This window comes from Nonomuraea sp. NPDC003707 (assembly GCF_053587055.1).
In genome coordinates this window covers 580397-594749 of sequence record NZ_JBSFNK010000005.1, presented here as the reverse complement: position 1 = coordinate 594749, position 14353 = coordinate 580397, and the positions used below count along the sequence as shown (strand labels likewise).

The window sequence follows — 14353 nt, the reverse complement described above, 5'->3', positions numbered from 1 at the left end:
GGCGCGTCCGGCGTCATCTCCCGCAATGAGGAGACGGAAGGTCCGGGCCGTCGTGTGCCCGCACCGACCGACCAAATGTAGCTGTCGCATCCGACAGCGCCGAAGACGCGAGCATAAAGAAGGCTACGACCGTGCGCACGTACTCACCGAAGCCCGCCGACGTCCAGCGTCAGTGGTACGTCATCGACGCGACCGATGTCGTGCTGGGCCGGCTGGCCAGCCACGTCGCGACCCTGCTCCGCGGCAAGCACAAGCCGATCTTCGCTCCCCACGTCGACACCGGTGACTTCGTCATCATTATCAACGCGGACAAGATCGCGCTCAGTGGTAACAAGCTTGAGCAGAAGAAGGCGTACCGCCACTCGGGCTACCCGGGCGGTCTGCGTTCCGTCAGCTATGGCGAGCTCATGGAGAAGCGGCCGGACAAGGCCGTCGAGAAGGCCGTCAAGGGCATGCTTCCGAAGAACTCCCTCGGCCGGAAGATGGCGAAGAAGCTGAAGGTCTACGCGGGTTCCGACCACCCGCACCAGGCTCAGCAGCCGGTGCCGTTCCAGATCACCCAGATCGCCCAGTAGTAGTTCGAAAGAGTTAGAGGAGAACCGTGGCTGAGCCCACCGGTGTCGAGACGGCCGTCGAGCCCGAGCTGGAGGAAATCTCCAGCGAGGAATTCCCGTCCGAGTACACCACCGAGTCCGCCGCCAGCGCCGACGCGCCCGTGCGCAAGCCCGTCACCACGGGCAACTCGTACGGCACCGGCCGCCGCAAGGAGGCGATCGCCCGCGTGCGCATCGTCCCCGGCACCGGCAAGTGGACGATCAACGGTCGTTCGCTGGACGTCTACTTCCCGAACAAGGTCCACCAGCAGATCGTCAACGAGCCCTTCGTGGTGCTCGGCGCCGAGGAGGCGTTCGACGTCATCGCGCGCATCGACGGCGGCGGCGTGACCGGCCAGGCCGGCGCGCTGCGCATGGGCCTGTCCCGCGCCCTGGCGATCCTGGACGTCGAGATCAACCGGCCGCCGCTGAAGAAGGCCGGCTTCCTCACCCGTGACGCCCGCGCCACGGAGCGGAAGAAGTACGGCCTCAAGAAGGCCCGCAAGGCTCCGCAGTACAGCAAGCGCTAAATTGGCGCGCCTTTTCGGCACCGACGGGGTACGTGGGGTCGCGGGTCGCGACCTCACGGCGCAGCTCGCCATGGACCTTTCGGTCGCGGCGGCTCACGTCCTCGGCGATGCGGGCGCGTTCGCCGCTGCCGGCCGCAAGAGCAGGCCGGTGGCGGTCGTGGGCCGGGACCCTCGCGCCTCGGGAGAGTTTCTCGAGGCCGCGGTGGTCGCCGGCCTCGCGGCGTCCGGTGTGGACGTGCTGCGCCTCGGCGTACTTCCCACCCCGGCCGTCGCCCACCTCACCGCCGCGCTCGGCGCCGATCTCGGCGTCATGCTGTCGGCCTCGCACAATCCGGCGCCGGACAACGGCATCAAGTTCCTGGCCCGCGGCGGCTTCAAGCTGTCGGACGCGGTCGAGGACGAGATCGAACGGCGGCTGGGCGAGGACTGGAGCTTTCCCGTCGGCTCGGCCGTGGGCCGGGTGCGGGAAGCGTACGGTGAGGCCAACCGGTACGTCTCCCACCTGCTGACCACGATGAACGCCGCGCTCGACGGGCTGAACATCGTGGTCGACTGCGCTCACGGCGCCGCCCACATGGTGGCCCCGGAGGCGCTGGTGCGGGCGGGCGCCAGGGTCGAGGCCATCGGCGCCAGGCCCGACGGCCTCAACATCAACGCCGGCCACGGCTCCACCCACCTGGACAAGCTCGCGCAGATCGTCGTGTCGCGCGGGGCGGACCTGGGCGTGGCCTACGACGGCGACGCCGACCGCTGCCTGGCGATCGACCACACGGGCGCGATCGTCGACGGCGACCGCATCATGGCCATCCTCGCCGCCGCCATGCACGGCGAGGGCCTGCTGGCCAAGGACACCGTGGTGGCGACCGTGATGTCCAACCTGGGCTTCAAGCTGGCCATGCGCGACGCGGGCATCACCGTGGTGGAGACCGCGGTCGGCGACCGCTACGTGCTGGAGCGGATGAAGTCCGACGGCTACAACCTGGGCGGGGAGCAGTCGGGCCACGTCATCATGCTCGACCACGCCACCACCGGCGACGGCCTGCTCACCTCGCTCCACCTGCTGGGCGTGGTGGCCAAGTCGGGCCTGTCGCTGAAGGAGCTGGCCGCGGTGATGACGCCGCTGCCGCAGATCCTGATCAACGTCAAGGACGTGGACAAGGGCAAGGCCGCCGCTCCCGAGCTGCTGGCCGCCGTCGCCGAGGCGGAGGGCGAGCTGGGGGAGACGGGCCGGGTCCTGATCAGGCCGAGCGGCACCGAGCCGATGATCCGGGTCATGGTCGAGGCCGCGTCGGAGGAGCACGCCACCCAGGTGGCCGGCCGCCTCGCCGACGTGGTGCGCACGGCCTGCGTCTGAGCGACGCTTCGAACGGCCCGCGGGGGTGACCCCCGCGGGCCGTTCGTTCATTCGTCCCCGGTGAGCGAGAAGACCCGCAGCCGCTGCCCCGCCCAGAAGACGCCGACCACCGTGACGACGATCAGCGCGGGCAGGGCGAAGCTCAGCGCGACGTCCGCCTGGACGAAGGCCGAGTCGGAGATCTGCTTGGCAATCGTCTGGCCCCACTGCTGGATCGAGAACTTGCGGGCGCCCTGGATGAAGTTGCCCACCACGCTCTCCCAGACGAGGGCGTAGATGATGCCGATCGTGACCGCGTGCCGGGTGACGACGCCCAGCAGGAGGAAGACGGCGGCGTACGCGATGCCGGCCACCAGGGCTCCCAGCGCGAATCCCGGGGCGATGCCGTCCTCGTTGCCGGCCAGGATCCAGGCCGCCACGTAGGTGGGCACGGCGCCGAACAGGGCCATCAGCGAAGCCGCCACCAGGAACTTCGTCCGGACGATGACCGGGCGGGAGATCGGCTTGGACATCAGGTGGATGATCGTGCCGTCGTCGATCTCCGGGGCGATGACGCCCGTGCCGGCGATCAGGCCCAGCAGGGGGAGCATGGTGCTGATGGCGAACTTCTGCATCAGCTGCACGGCCGCGCTCTGGTCGTCCCCGCCGAGCACGCGGAAGAGCACGGCCAGCCCGATCAGGGCGAGCGGCAGCAACAGGAGCAGGATGATACGCCGCCTGCCGAGCAGGGCCCGGTACGTGATGCCCGCCACGACTGTGTTCATCAGGTGCTCCTGGTGATGAGGTAGGAGAAGACGCTCTCCAGGTCCTCGTCCGCCGGGGAGACCTGGTGCAGGTGTACGCCTTCCGCCTGGGCCACCCGGGGGAGGAGCCAGGCGAAGCGGCGGAACTCGGCGGCCTGGACCTCCAGGCCGTCGGGACGGAGAGTGATGCCGCCCGTCGAGTGGTCGCGGATGAGGGCGGCGGCGAGCTTCCTGTCGTCGCTCGAACGGATCACGAACAGGTGGGGCCGGTCGGTCATCAGGCGCCGGATCTCGCGGAAGTTGCCCGACGCCGCGTGCCGGCCCGCCACCAGCACCTCGATGTGCTGGGCGACCCGTTCGACCTCCTCCAGGATGTGGGAGCTGAACAGGATCGTCTTGCCCGCCGTGCCCATGGCGCGGATCAGGTCCATGAGGTGGAGGCGCTGGCGGGGGTCCATGCCGTTGAACGGCTCGTCGAGCAGGAGCACGGGCGGGTCGTGGACGAGCGCCGCGGCCACCTTGACGCGCTGGCGCATGCCCTTGGAGTACGTCTCCACGCGCCGGTCCTTGGGCTCCTCCATCTCGACCGTGGCCAGGGCCTTGCGGGCCGCCTCGACCGGGTCGCCCATCCCGTGGAGGCGGGCGGCCGAGAGGACGAACTGCCAGCCGGTGAGGAAGCCATACACGCCCTCCCGTTCCGGGACCAGGCCGATATTTCGGTAAATGTGGTGGTTCTTCCAGACCTGCTGGCCGTCCAGCGTGACCGACCCGTTGGACGGCGACAGGAAGCCCGCCATCATGTGCAGAAGTGTGGACTTGCCCGCCCCGTTGGGGCCGAGCAGGCCCGTGACGCCGGGGCCGATCGTCATGGTGACGTCGTTGACCGCCACCACGTTGCCGTACCAGCGGGAAACCTGAGACAGCTCGATCTTCACCGTGCGGCCGCCTTCCTGTAGCGCAGCGCGAGGGCGCCCACGGCGAGCGCCACCAGCACCACGAGGGCCGCGGCCGAGGCGGGCCCGCTCGGGTAGTCCCCTTCGGGGATGTGCGGCGGGGTGCCGAACAACCAGGCCTGTACGGAGTCCACCAGCCAGAACGGGTTGGCCAGCCAGGCCCAGGAGGCCGCGGCCTCGTTGCCCGAGGCGTACAGGGACCCGTAGATCAACGGGACCGACGCCGACGACAGCAGGTAGACGGCGATCACGGAGGCCACCCCGAGCCCGCGCCGCGGCGTGAACGAGGCCAGCGCCAGCCCGAACGACGACATCAGCACGGCCAGCAGCAGCGCCATGAGGACGGAGCCGAGGTATTCGCCGGTGGCCGGCGGCCCGGGCATGTCCACCACCAGCTCGCCGGCGTAGATCAACGTCAGGGGCACCGCCACCAGCAGGAAGAGCGCCGCGGTCATCGCCGTGACCTTGGCGCCCACGTACTCGGCGATCGAGACGGGACGCGACAGGTAGAGCGGCAGCACGCGGTAGCGCAGGTCGGGCGCGACCACGGTGGGCGCCTGCGCGGCCAGGAAGACCGCGACGACGGCCTGCATGATGACGGCGAAGCCGCTGTAGGGGAGGATGCGCTGCTGGGCCAGGGCCATCGTCGCGACGGCCACGACGGCCGGCAGGAGCATGATGACGAAGAGGGAGAACGGCATGATCTTGCTGCGGGCCGTGCGCCCGAGGCCGAAGATGCCGCGCAGGCTGTGGACGGTCAGCGCCCGGGTCGCGTAGGCGCGGCCGAGCCGGGGCCCGTCGTAGTGGCGGTAGCCGATGTCGTAGATCTCAGACACCCGCCACCTCCTCCCTGAAGACGTCCTCGATGCGGTGACGTCCCTGTTCGAGGCGGATGAGGCAGAGGTCCAGGTCGACGGCGGCGTCCCGGATCGCGTCGAACGTCTCGGGCCCGAGAACCTTGACCACCAGCAGGCGGCCCTGCTGCGAGACCGTCTGGCCGGCCTCGGTCAGCCGGGCGGCCAGCGGCTCCAGCCCCTCCTCGACCTCGACCGTGACGGTCTGCGTGGCCTGGGTGAACTCGCCGATCGCGGACGAGCGCAGCAGCCGCCCGGAGTCGATGACGATCACGTGGTCGCAGATGCGCTCCAGCTCGCCCAGCAGGTGGGAGGTGACCAGCACGCTGATGCCGAACTCGGTGCCGATGCGCCTGATCAGCGTCAGCATCTCGTCGCGGCCGCGCGGGTCGAGGCCGTTGGTGGGCTCGTCCAGGAAGACCAGCTTGGGGTCGTGCACCAGGGCCTGGGCCAGCTTGACGCGCTGCTTCATGCCCGTGGAGTAGCCCCCGACGGCACGGTAGCGCTCTTCGGCCAGGCCCACGTGGCGCAGCACGTCGGCGGCGCGCTCGCGGGCGGCGGTGCGCGGCAGGCCGGACATCTGTGCGAGGTGGACGACCAGTTCGGTGGCGGAGACGTCGGGCGGGAGGCATTCGTGCTCGGGCATGTAACCGACGAGCCGGCGGATCTCGGCGCCCTGCGCGGTCACGTCCAGATCGAGCACCTTGGCCGCGCCGCCGGTGGGCGGCAGCAGGCCGAGCAGGATCTTGAGCAGCGTCGACTTGCCCGCGCCGTTCGCCCCCACCAGACCGGTGACGCCGGGCCCCACGGTGACCGTGAGCTGGTCGACCGCGGTGACGGTGGGGAAGCGTTTGGTCAGCCCCTCGGTGGCGAGGATGTGCATGTGCCCGACCGTACCCGGCGGGCGAGGGCCGCCGCCTCGTTCAGACGGATGAACGCCGTCCTACTTGAGGCCAGAATTTCCGCTGGACCAGCAACGTGCCCGTGCCCGCGATGATCATGCCGAGGATGTTGACGGCGAGTTGCGAGACCGAGCCGTAGACCTCGTTCCAGTCGCCCAGCGCCAGCGCGACGGCCACGTAGCCGGCCGCGGGCACGGTGGTGACCGAGATGAAGACGCCGACCAGGGCCGACGACTTGCCCGCCGTGACCGACAGCACCCCGGCCGCGCCCGCGAGCAGCGCCACGATGAACGACCACCGGTCCGGCTTGACGATGAACTGGACCTCCGCGTTCCGGAGGAGGTGTTCGATGCCGATCCAGCCCAGCCAGTTCGAGACGAGCGCGCAGGCGAAGGTGATCGCGATCGCCACCGTGAACCCGACGACCAGCGTCTTCAGCGCCGCGATGACCAGGTGCCAGCCGCCGCGCAGCAGGCCGAAGCAGATACCCGCGACCGGGCCGAACTCCGGCCCGAGCACCATCGCGCCGACGATCAGGATGGGGGAGTTCTGCAGGATGCCGATGCCCGCGAGCTGCGTGGCGATGGCCAGGAAGGCCAGGTACGCCCACGTCATGCGGGAGTCGGCGTGCACCCGGTGCGCGAGCTCCTCCCACACCACGGCGTCGTCGGGATCGCCGGGCGCCTCCTCGACCGCGTCGGTCGCGACCTTGGACAGCGACAGATCGACCTGCTCGATGGCGATGGAGCCCTCGGTCTCCAGCCATTTGAGCCGGTTCAGCACCTCGTTGGCCGACTCGCGCGCCGCGTCGCAGAGGATCACGTCGCCCGCCGGCTCGCGGGCCGCGCCCGGCAGGACGACGATGTTGGTGACGCCTGGGCAGTCCTCCAACACCGTCGTCGCCTCGTCGGTCCGCGCGGCCGGGCTGATCAGTCGCAGATGTAGCACAGGGGCCATTGTCGTCTATCGGACGTTGATGGCGTTTTGACACATCTGCGTGAGGCTGACGTGCATGATCCGATACCGATGTCACGACCATGGTGAGGAGTGCTGGTTCGCCGCGGTGGACGACCAGGAGTGCGGGGGCAGGTTGGCCCTCTACCTGTTCGAGGAGGTGCTCAGGTCTGGCGGAGCCGTACCCGCCGTACCGAGTGGTCGGCGCCCTTCTTGAGCACGAGGTCGGCCCGGCCCCTTGTGGGGGCGATGTTCTCGACCAGGTTGCGCTCGTTGATGTCGCGCCAGACGTTGACCGCGAAGGCCGTGGCCTCCTCGTACGAGAGCTCCGCGATGTACCGGAAGTACGACTTCGGATCCTCGAAGGCGGTGCGGCGGAGTTTGTGGAAGCGGTCGACGTACCAGGTGCGGATGTCCTCGACCTTGGCGTCCACGTAGATGGAGAAGTCGAAGTAGTCGTTGACCGCGAGGGACGTGGGCGGGGCCGGCTGGAGGACGTTGAGCCCTTCGATGATCAAGATATCCGGACTTTTCACGACTTGGCTTTCCTTGGGCACGATGTCGTACTCCAGGTGGCTGTAGATCGGCGCGCGCACCTCCGCCGCCCCGGCCTTCACCTCCGCCACGAACCTGACCAGCGCCCTGCGGTCATAGCTCTCCGGGAAGCCCTTGCGGTGCATGATCCCCTTGGCCTCCAGCACCGCGTTCGGGTAGAGGAAGCTGTCGGTGGTGATCAGCTCCACGTGCGGGTGCTCGGGCCAGCGGGCCAGCAGGGTGTGCAGGAGCCGCGCCGTCGTCGACTTGCCGACCGCGACGCTGCCCGCGATGCCCAGTATGTACGGCACGCGCTGCTCGGGGTGACCGAGGAACGCGCTCAGCACGCTGCTGCGCTCTTTGGATCCGGTGAAGTGCAGGTTCAGCAGCCGGGTCAGGGGGAGATAGATGTCCGTGACTTCAGTGAGGTCGATGGGGTCGTCGAGGCCGCGAAGCTCTTCCAGCTCGTCTGCGGTGAGAGTCAAGGGCGTGTTCTTGCGGAGCTCGCTCCACTGCTCCCTGCTCAGTTCCACGTAGCCGTTGTTCACCTTGGCAGCGTAGCGATGAGCGGTGAACCGGATCATGGCCGGGTGTGCGCAGCGAGATCCACAGCCTGTGGATAAACACGTGGGATTACCGAGACTCAGTTCGGGGAAGGAAGATCCGTCTTGCCGAATCACGCGTATGAACATGTGTCGGCGGCTACTGTGCAGGGCTGGGAGGTCTGATGGACCGTCGTCGCTTCATCACGAACGTGATCGCCGTCGCCGGCCCCTTCGCCGGAGTCGCGTGCGCGGGAGTGCAAGGGGGCGTCAAGCCGGTGCAGGGGGGGTACGGGCGGCTGAAGCCTGTGCCGGACCTGCGTGACGGGAAGGTGCGGCTGCACCTGCCCGAAGGGTTCAAATATCGCTCGTTCAGCGCCGCCGGCGAGAAGTTCAGCGACGGGTCGGCCGTGCCGGGCAGGCACGACGGCATGGCGGCGTTCTCCGGCCCCAAGGACAGCGCGATCCTGATCCGCAACCACGAGGTCAACGGCCCCGTCGGCGCGTTCGGCGACAAGGCAAGGGCGTACGACCCGATGGCCGGGGGCGGCACCTCCACGCTGCGCGTCACGCGCTACGGAGAGGTGATCCAGGCCGCCCCCTCGCTCAACGGCACCATGATGAACTGCTCGGGCGGCCCCATGGCGTGGCGGGCCTGGGTGAGCTGCGAGGAGACGGTCAACGGGCCCGACGTGGCCGACGACTTCTCCGGCGGCGACAACGCCAAGCTCACCCGCAAGCACGGCTACATCTTCGAGGTGCCGGTCAACCGCGCCGCCACCGCAAGGCCGATCAAGTCGGCCGGCCGGTTCCCGCACGAGTCGGTGGCGTTCGACCCCTCCACGGGCGCGCTCTACATGACCGAGGACAACTTCTCCTACCCCTCCGGCTTCTACCGCTACCTGCCGCCGAAGCACCCCGTCCAGGCCGGGCGGCTGCTCGACGGCGGGCGGCTGCAGATGCTGGCCGTCAAGGGCGCCAAGCGCAAGGACCTGTCCGTGGGGCAGCAGCCCGCGGCCACCTTCCAGACCGTCTGGGTGGACATCGAGGACCCCGACCCGACCTTCACCGGCAGGCCCGCCTACGACCAGGCTGTCCAGGCCGTGGGCAGCCAAGGGCGGGAGCAGGGCGCGGCGATCTTCTCCCGGCTGGAGGGGGCTGTCTTCCACCAGGGGGTCGTGTACTTCGTCTCCACCCAGGGCGGGGCCACGGCGGCCGGCGACACGCCGCCCTCCGGGTTCGGCAAGGGGCGGGGGCAGGTGTGGGCGTACGAGACGTGGAGCGGGCGGCTCCGGCTCGCCTACGAGTCGCCGCGCTCGGCGGTGCTCGACCTGCCCGACAACGTGACGGCCAGCAGGCGCGGCACGCTCGTGCTGTGCGAGGACGGCGACGGCGACAACTACCTGCGCGGGCTCACCAAGGCGGGCCAGATCTTCGACTTCTGCCGCCTGGAGCCGATCCCCGACGACCCGGGGGCGGAGTTCGCGGGCTCGACGTTCGGACCTGGCGGCCACACCCTCTACGTCAACGTCCAGGCGAAACAGGGCAGGTCATTCGCGATCTGGGGTCCGTGGGAGCGCGGGCTGTTCTGAGTACGCTGGGGTCATGATCCTTGGCATCGGCGTTGACGTCGTGGACATCGACCGCTTCGAGGCGGCGCTGGAGCGCACGCCGCAGCTCAAGGAGCGGCTGTTCACCGAGGCCGAGATAGAGCTGCCGGTGCGGTCGCTGGCCGCCAGGTTCGCCGCCAAGGAGGCCGTGGCCAAGGCGCTCGGGGCGCCCAGGGGGATGGCCCACCTGGAGGCCGAGGTGCGCCGCGACGAGCACGGCAAGCCCGAGCTGCGGATCACCGGCAAGGCCGCGGAGGTCGCCTACGAGCTCGGGGTCAAGCGCTGGCACGTCTCGCTCAGCCACGACGCGGGCGTGGCCGTGGCCTACGTGATCGCGGAGGGATAGCTTCGGATCGTGAAGACTGCCTACACCGCCGACCAGATCCGGGGCGCCGAGCACGAGCTGATGGCGCGGCTGCCCGAGGGCACGCTCATGCAGCGGGCCGCCACCGGGCTCGCCGCCGTCTGCGCCGACCTCCTGGGCAGGGTCTACGGCAAACGCGTCGTGCTCCTCGTCGGCAGCGGCGACAACGGCGGTGACGCGCTCTACGCGGGCGAGCGGCTGGCCAGGCGCGGGGCGTGGGTGGGCGCGGTCCTTGCCGGGTCCAAGACGCACGAGGCCGGGCTCGCCGCGCTCAGGCAGGCCGGCGGGCGGGTCGTCGAGCGGGACGCCCTGGAGCGCGCGGACCTGATCATCGACGGGCTCGTCGGGATCGGGGCCTCAGGGGCGCTGCGGGAGCCGTACCGGACACTCGTCGAGGAGGCGAACGCGGCCCGCGGGCCGATCGTCGCGGTGGACGTGCCGAGCGGTGTGGACGCGAGCAGCGGCCGGGTGGAGGGCCTCGCGGTGCGGGCCCGGGTGACCGTGACCATGGGGGCATACAAGACGGGCCTGCTCGTCGATCCCGGCGCCGAGCACGCGGGCACGGTCGAGCTGGTGGACATCGGGCTCGGGGCTTACCTGCCCGATCCCGACGTCGCGGCGCTGACCGGCGGTGACGTGGACGTCCTGCTGCCGCGGCCCGGCAACGAGTCCGACAAGTACCGCAGGGGCGTGCTGGGCGTCGCCGCGGGGAGCGACCTGTTCACCGGCGCGGCGGTGCTGGCCGTGGGCGGCGCGTTGCGGGCGGGGGCCGGCATGGTGCGGTACGCGGGCCCCGGCGCGCCGGTCGCCCAGGTGCGCGCGCACTGGCCGGAGGCCGTGGTCACCGAGCTGGACCGGCCCTCCGTCGAAGACGTGGGCCGGGTGCAGGCGTGGGTGCTCGGGCCGGGGCTGGGCACCGGGGAGTGGGCGCACGAGGTGGCCGCCCAGGTGCTGGCCTCCGACGTGCCCGTGCTGATCGACGCCGACGCACTGACGCTGGTGGCCCGGGACCACGGGCTGCTGCGGCGGTCGGCGCCCGTCCTGATCACGCCGCACGCCGGAGAGCTGGCCCGGCTCATCCGCGCCGACCGGGACGCCATCGAGGCCGCCCGGCTGGAGCACGTCCGCCGGGCCGCGGCCGAGCTGGGCGTGACCGTGCTGCTCAAGGGCTCCACCACGGTGGTGGCCGAGGAGTCGCGGCCGGTCCGGGCGAACGTCACGGGCACGTCCTGGCTGGCCACCGGGGGGACCGGCGACGTGCTGGCGGGGGTGGCCGGGGCGCTGCTCGCCCAGGGGCTGAGCTGCTACGACGCGGCGTCCTGCGGGGCGTTCCTGCACGGGCTCGCCGGGTGGCGGGCCGCCGAGGGCGCGCCGCTGACCGCGGCCGACGTGGCCGCTGCGGTGCCGGCGGCCATCCGCGCGGTGACCGGCGGGGGCCGCTCGTCGTAGGGGTGGCCGGTCGTCGGGGCGGGGGCGGAAATCGCGCTCGACCACCCGCGTGAGCTGCCACACTAGAAGGATGTACTCCTCGATGGCCACACCGGCCCAGGCGCGGGTCGATCTGGCCGCGATCAGGCACAACGTGGCCCTGCTCAAGGAGCGGGCCGGCGGCGCGGAGCTGATGGGCGCCGTCAAGGCCGACGCGTACGGGCACGGGCTGGTGCCGGCGTCCGAGGCCGTCATCGAGGGAGGCGCGAGCCGGCTGGGCACCGCGTTCGTCCGGGAGGCGCTCGAGCTGCGCGCGGGCGGGGTGACCGCGCCGATCCTGTCGTGGCTCATCACCCCCGGCGAACCGCTGGACGAGGCCCTCGACAAGGACATCGAGCTGTCGGCCTCCGACGCGGGGCTGCTCGGCGAGATCGAGGCCGCAGCCCGCCGCACGGGGCGCACGGCCAGGCTCCACCTGGAGGCCGACACCGGCATGAGCAGGGGCGGCTCTCCGCCGGCCGCCTGGCAGGGGCTCCTCGACGGGGCGCTGAAGCTCCAGGCCGAGGGCGTCGTCGAGATCGTCGGCCTCTGGTCCCACTTCGCCTGCGCCGACATCCCCGGCCACCCGTCGATCGAGCAGCAGCAGGAGGCGTTCAGCACGGCGCTGAAGCTGGCCGAGCGGGCCGGGGCGGCGGGCTCCCACGTGATCCGGCACCTCGCCAACTCCGCGGCCACCGTGACGCTTCCAGAGGCCCGCTACGACCTGGTCAGGCCCGGCATCGCGATGTACGGCCTGAGCCCCATCCCCGAGCTGGGCGACTTCGGGCTCAGGCCGGCGATGACGCTCGTGGCGCAGGCCGGGCTGGTCAAGCGGGTTCCGGAGGGCTCGGGCGTGTCATACGCTCACCTGTACGTCACCGACCGCGAGACCACCCTCGGCCTCGTGCCGCTCGGATACGCCGACGGGATCCTCAGGCACGCCACGGGGCGGGTCGAGGTGCTGGCCGGCGGGCGGCGCAGGTTGATCGCGGGCCGGGTGTGCATGGACCAGTTCATGATCGACATGGGCGACGACCCCCTGTCGGCGGGCGACGAGGTCGTGCTGTTCGGGCCCGGTGACGGGGGCGAGCCGACCGCTCAGGAGTGGGCGGATAATCTCGGCACGATCACGCATGAGATCGTGACCAGGATCGGGTCGCGCGTGCCGCGGGTCTACGAGCACAGGCGCTCGGAGTGACGACGGGCACTTCGCGGCGGGCATGAGCGGAGAAGGATCGGGGAGATGACGACGACAACACGGCGCAGGGTAGGCATCGCCGGCGCGCTCGTCGGTGCGGCTTCCGCCGGCGTCGCGGCGGCGGCGCTGGCCAAGCGGTACGCGGTCGGCAGGATCAGGCTGCGCCCCGACACCGAGGCCAGCGAGCCGTTCGGCGAGCTGCGGGGCAGGGAGCGCACGCTCGTCACCTCCGACGGGAAAGCGCTGCACCTTGAGATCGACGGACCTGAGGACGCCGAGCTGACCGTCGTCTTCTGCCACGGCTACTGCCTCAACCTGGAGTCCTGGCACTACCAGCGCAAGGACCTGCGCGAAAACTACCGCATGGTGCTGTGGGACCAGCGCTCGCACGGGCGCTCGCAGCGCGCGGGCGCCGACGGCAGCACGATCGACCGGCTGGGCGCCGACCTGGCCGAGGTGATCGAGAAGTTCGTGCCGGGCCCGTGCGTGCTGGTGGGCCACTCCATGGGTGGCATGACGATCATGGCGCTGGCCGACAGCCACCCCGAGCTGTTCGCGGACAAGATCCGCGGCGTCGCGCTCATCGCGACCTCGGCGGGCAAGCTGGCCGAGCTCACGCTGGGCATGCCGGCGATGGTGTCCAAGGCGGTGCACAAGATCGCCCCGTCCACGATCTCGATCCTGGGCAAGGGCGGCGCCCTGGTCGACCGCACCCGCCACGCGGGCAGCGACATCGCGTTCCTGATGACCCGCTACATGGGCTTCGGCGACTCGAAGAACGTCAGCCCGACCGTGGTCGACTTCGCCGAGTCGATGATCAGGGCCACGCCGACCGAGGTGTTCGCCGACTTCTACCCGGCGCTGATGAACCACGACAAGCTCTCCGCGCTCGACGTCCTCGACCAGGTGCCCACCGCGATCATGGTGGGCGAGCGCGACTGGCTCACCCCGCCCGATCACAGCAAGGCCATCGCCGCGGCGCTGCCCAAGGCGCAGCTCACCGAGGTGCCCGACACGTCCCACCTCATCCAGCTGGAGCGGCCGGGCGCCGTCAACGACGCGCTGCGCGACCTGATCAAGAGGGTGGAGATGCAGTGAGGCTGGCGACCGCCGAGGACATGCGCGCGTACGGCGCTCGCCTGGCCGGGCAGCTGCGCGCCGGAGACCTGCTCGTCCTGTCGGGCGCGCTCGGCGCCGGCAAGACCACGCTCGTGCAGGGCATCGCCGAAGGGCTCAAAGTGCGCGGCCCGATCACCTCGCCCACGTTCGTGATCGCCCGGGTGCATCCTTCGCTGCGCCAGGGGCCGCCGCTCGTGCACGCGGACGCCTACCGGCTCGGCGGCGACCTGGAGGTCGACGACCTCGACCTGGACGCCTCGCTGGAAGAGTCCGTCACCGTCGTGGAGTGGGGCGAAGGGCTGGTCGAGGGGCTGGCCGAAGACCGGCTGGAGATCCACATCGACCGCGAGGCGGGCGAGGAGGCCCGCATTGTCACCCTGCGCGGCGTGGGTCCGCGATGGGCCGACACGCCGTCTGAGCCGCTGGAAGACTAAAACGCCCGTCAATTTTCGGCAATACTGGCACCCTTGACGTACCAGGCCAATGACATAAATCATGATCGTTGGTCAGGGATTGGCCCAGATTTTCTGGGTATCAGGAGGGGCGACATCCATATTTCTGATGGATGCTGGGTGGTACGACGGCGGAGTGGGGTGCGGCCGGTGCTCAGGGTCAGGCGAGTCGCGTATGCGGGAG

The 14353-nt window shown here is 70.5% G+C and carries 15 protein-coding genes; 9 read left to right on the top strand and 6 right to left on the bottom strand.

The features are described 5' to 3' along the window. Positions 1-131 precede the first annotated feature (131 nt). From rplM to glmM, 3 genes are read left to right on the top strand one after another with little or no spacing between them, the layout of a single operon-like run. Complete coding sequence (rplM, locus tag ACWDRB_RS16680) at positions 132-575, top strand: 50S ribosomal protein L13 (RefSeq protein ID WP_449894620.1); 444 nt, start codon at positions 132-134, stop codon at positions 573-575. Between the two features lie 26 nt (positions 576-601). Continuing rightward, on the top strand, positions 602-1123 hold the full coding sequence (rpsI, locus tag ACWDRB_RS16675; protein ID WP_350731016.1) for a 30S ribosomal protein S9: 522 nt from the start codon (positions 602-604) through the stop codon (positions 1121-1123). A 1-nt stretch (position 1124) separates the two neighbouring features. After that, positions 1125-2477: a phosphoglucosamine mutase gene (gene glmM / locus ACWDRB_RS16670; RefSeq protein ID WP_350731018.1), complete on the top strand. Its 1353-nt coding sequence runs from the start codon at positions 1125-1127 to the stop codon at positions 2475-2477. 47 nt (positions 2478-2524) lie between these two features. Here the strand turns inward: glmM and ACWDRB_RS16665 are convergent, their stop codons facing one another. The 6 genes from ACWDRB_RS16665 to coaA form a co-directional block, all read right to left on the bottom strand. Next, positions 2525-3241: an ABC transporter permease gene (locus ACWDRB_RS16665; protein WP_449894617.1), complete on the bottom strand. Its 717-nt coding sequence runs from the start codon at positions 3239-3241 to the stop codon at positions 2525-2527. Continuing rightward, a complete protein-coding gene (locus ACWDRB_RS16660) occupies positions 3241-4155 on the bottom strand; it encodes an ABC transporter ATP-binding protein (RefSeq protein ID WP_449894615.1) in 915 nt (304 codons plus the stop codon). Before ACWDRB_RS16660 ends, ACWDRB_RS16665 begins: the two co-directional genes overlap by 1 nt. Continuing rightward, positions 4152-5009 carry an ABC transporter permease gene (locus tag ACWDRB_RS16655; RefSeq protein WP_449894613.1) on the bottom strand — a complete coding sequence of 286 codons (858 nt, stop codon included), beginning with the start codon at positions 5007-5009 and terminating at the stop codon, positions 4152-4154. Before ACWDRB_RS16655 ends, ACWDRB_RS16660 begins: the two co-directional genes overlap by 4 nt. After that, entirely contained in the window at positions 5002-5910 is a 909-nt protein-coding gene (locus ACWDRB_RS16650) for an ABC transporter ATP-binding protein (RefSeq protein WP_350731025.1), read from the bottom strand. Before ACWDRB_RS16650 ends, ACWDRB_RS16655 begins: the two co-directional genes overlap by 8 nt. A 40-nt stretch (positions 5911-5950) precedes the next feature. Further along, entirely contained in the window at positions 5951-6886 is a 936-nt protein-coding gene (locus ACWDRB_RS16645; protein WP_449894611.1) for a DUF389 domain-containing protein, read from the bottom strand. 161 nt (positions 6887-7047) lie between these two features. Next, positions 7048-7950: a type I pantothenate kinase gene (coaA, locus tag ACWDRB_RS16640; RefSeq protein WP_363963083.1), complete on the bottom strand. Its 903-nt coding sequence runs from the start codon at positions 7948-7950 to the stop codon at positions 7048-7050. A gap of 194 nt (positions 7951-8144) precedes the next feature. Between coaA and ACWDRB_RS16635 the strand changes: the two genes are divergently transcribed. The 6 genes from ACWDRB_RS16635 (at position 8145) to tsaE (ending at position 14151) form a co-directional block, all read left to right on the top strand. After that, on the top strand, positions 8145-9551 hold the full coding sequence (locus ACWDRB_RS16635; RefSeq protein ID WP_449894609.1) for an alkaline phosphatase PhoX: 1407 nt from the start codon (positions 8145-8147) through the stop codon (positions 9549-9551). A 13-nt stretch (positions 9552-9564) separates the two neighbouring features. Further along, positions 9565-9915 (top strand): holo-ACP synthase, encoded by a 351-nt coding sequence (locus ACWDRB_RS16630; RefSeq protein WP_449894607.1) that lies wholly within the window; start codon positions 9565-9567, stop codon positions 9913-9915. A gap of 9 nt (positions 9916-9924) precedes the next feature. After that, positions 9925-11382, top strand: a complete 1458-nt coding sequence (locus ACWDRB_RS16625; protein WP_449894605.1) for an NAD(P)H-hydrate dehydratase — start codon at positions 9925-9927, stop codon at positions 11380-11382. Positions 11383-11464: 82 nt separating this feature from the next. Continuing rightward, positions 11465-12598 carry an alanine racemase gene (gene alr / locus ACWDRB_RS16620; protein WP_449894603.1) on the top strand — a complete coding sequence of 378 codons (1134 nt, stop codon included), beginning with the start codon at positions 11465-11467 and terminating at the stop codon, positions 12596-12598. A 45-nt stretch (positions 12599-12643) separates the two neighbouring features. Further along, positions 12644-13696 (top strand): alpha/beta fold hydrolase, encoded by a 1053-nt coding sequence (locus ACWDRB_RS16615; protein WP_350731032.1) that lies wholly within the window; start codon positions 12644-12646, stop codon positions 13694-13696. After that, positions 13693-14151: a tRNA (adenosine(37)-N6)-threonylcarbamoyltransferase complex ATPase subunit type 1 TsaE gene (gene tsaE / locus ACWDRB_RS16610; RefSeq protein WP_355190272.1), complete on the top strand. Its 459-nt coding sequence runs from the start codon at positions 13693-13695 to the stop codon at positions 14149-14151. The genes ACWDRB_RS16615 and tsaE overlap by 4 nt, the downstream gene beginning before the upstream one ends. The last annotated feature ends 202 nt before the right edge of the window (positions 14152-14353 follow it).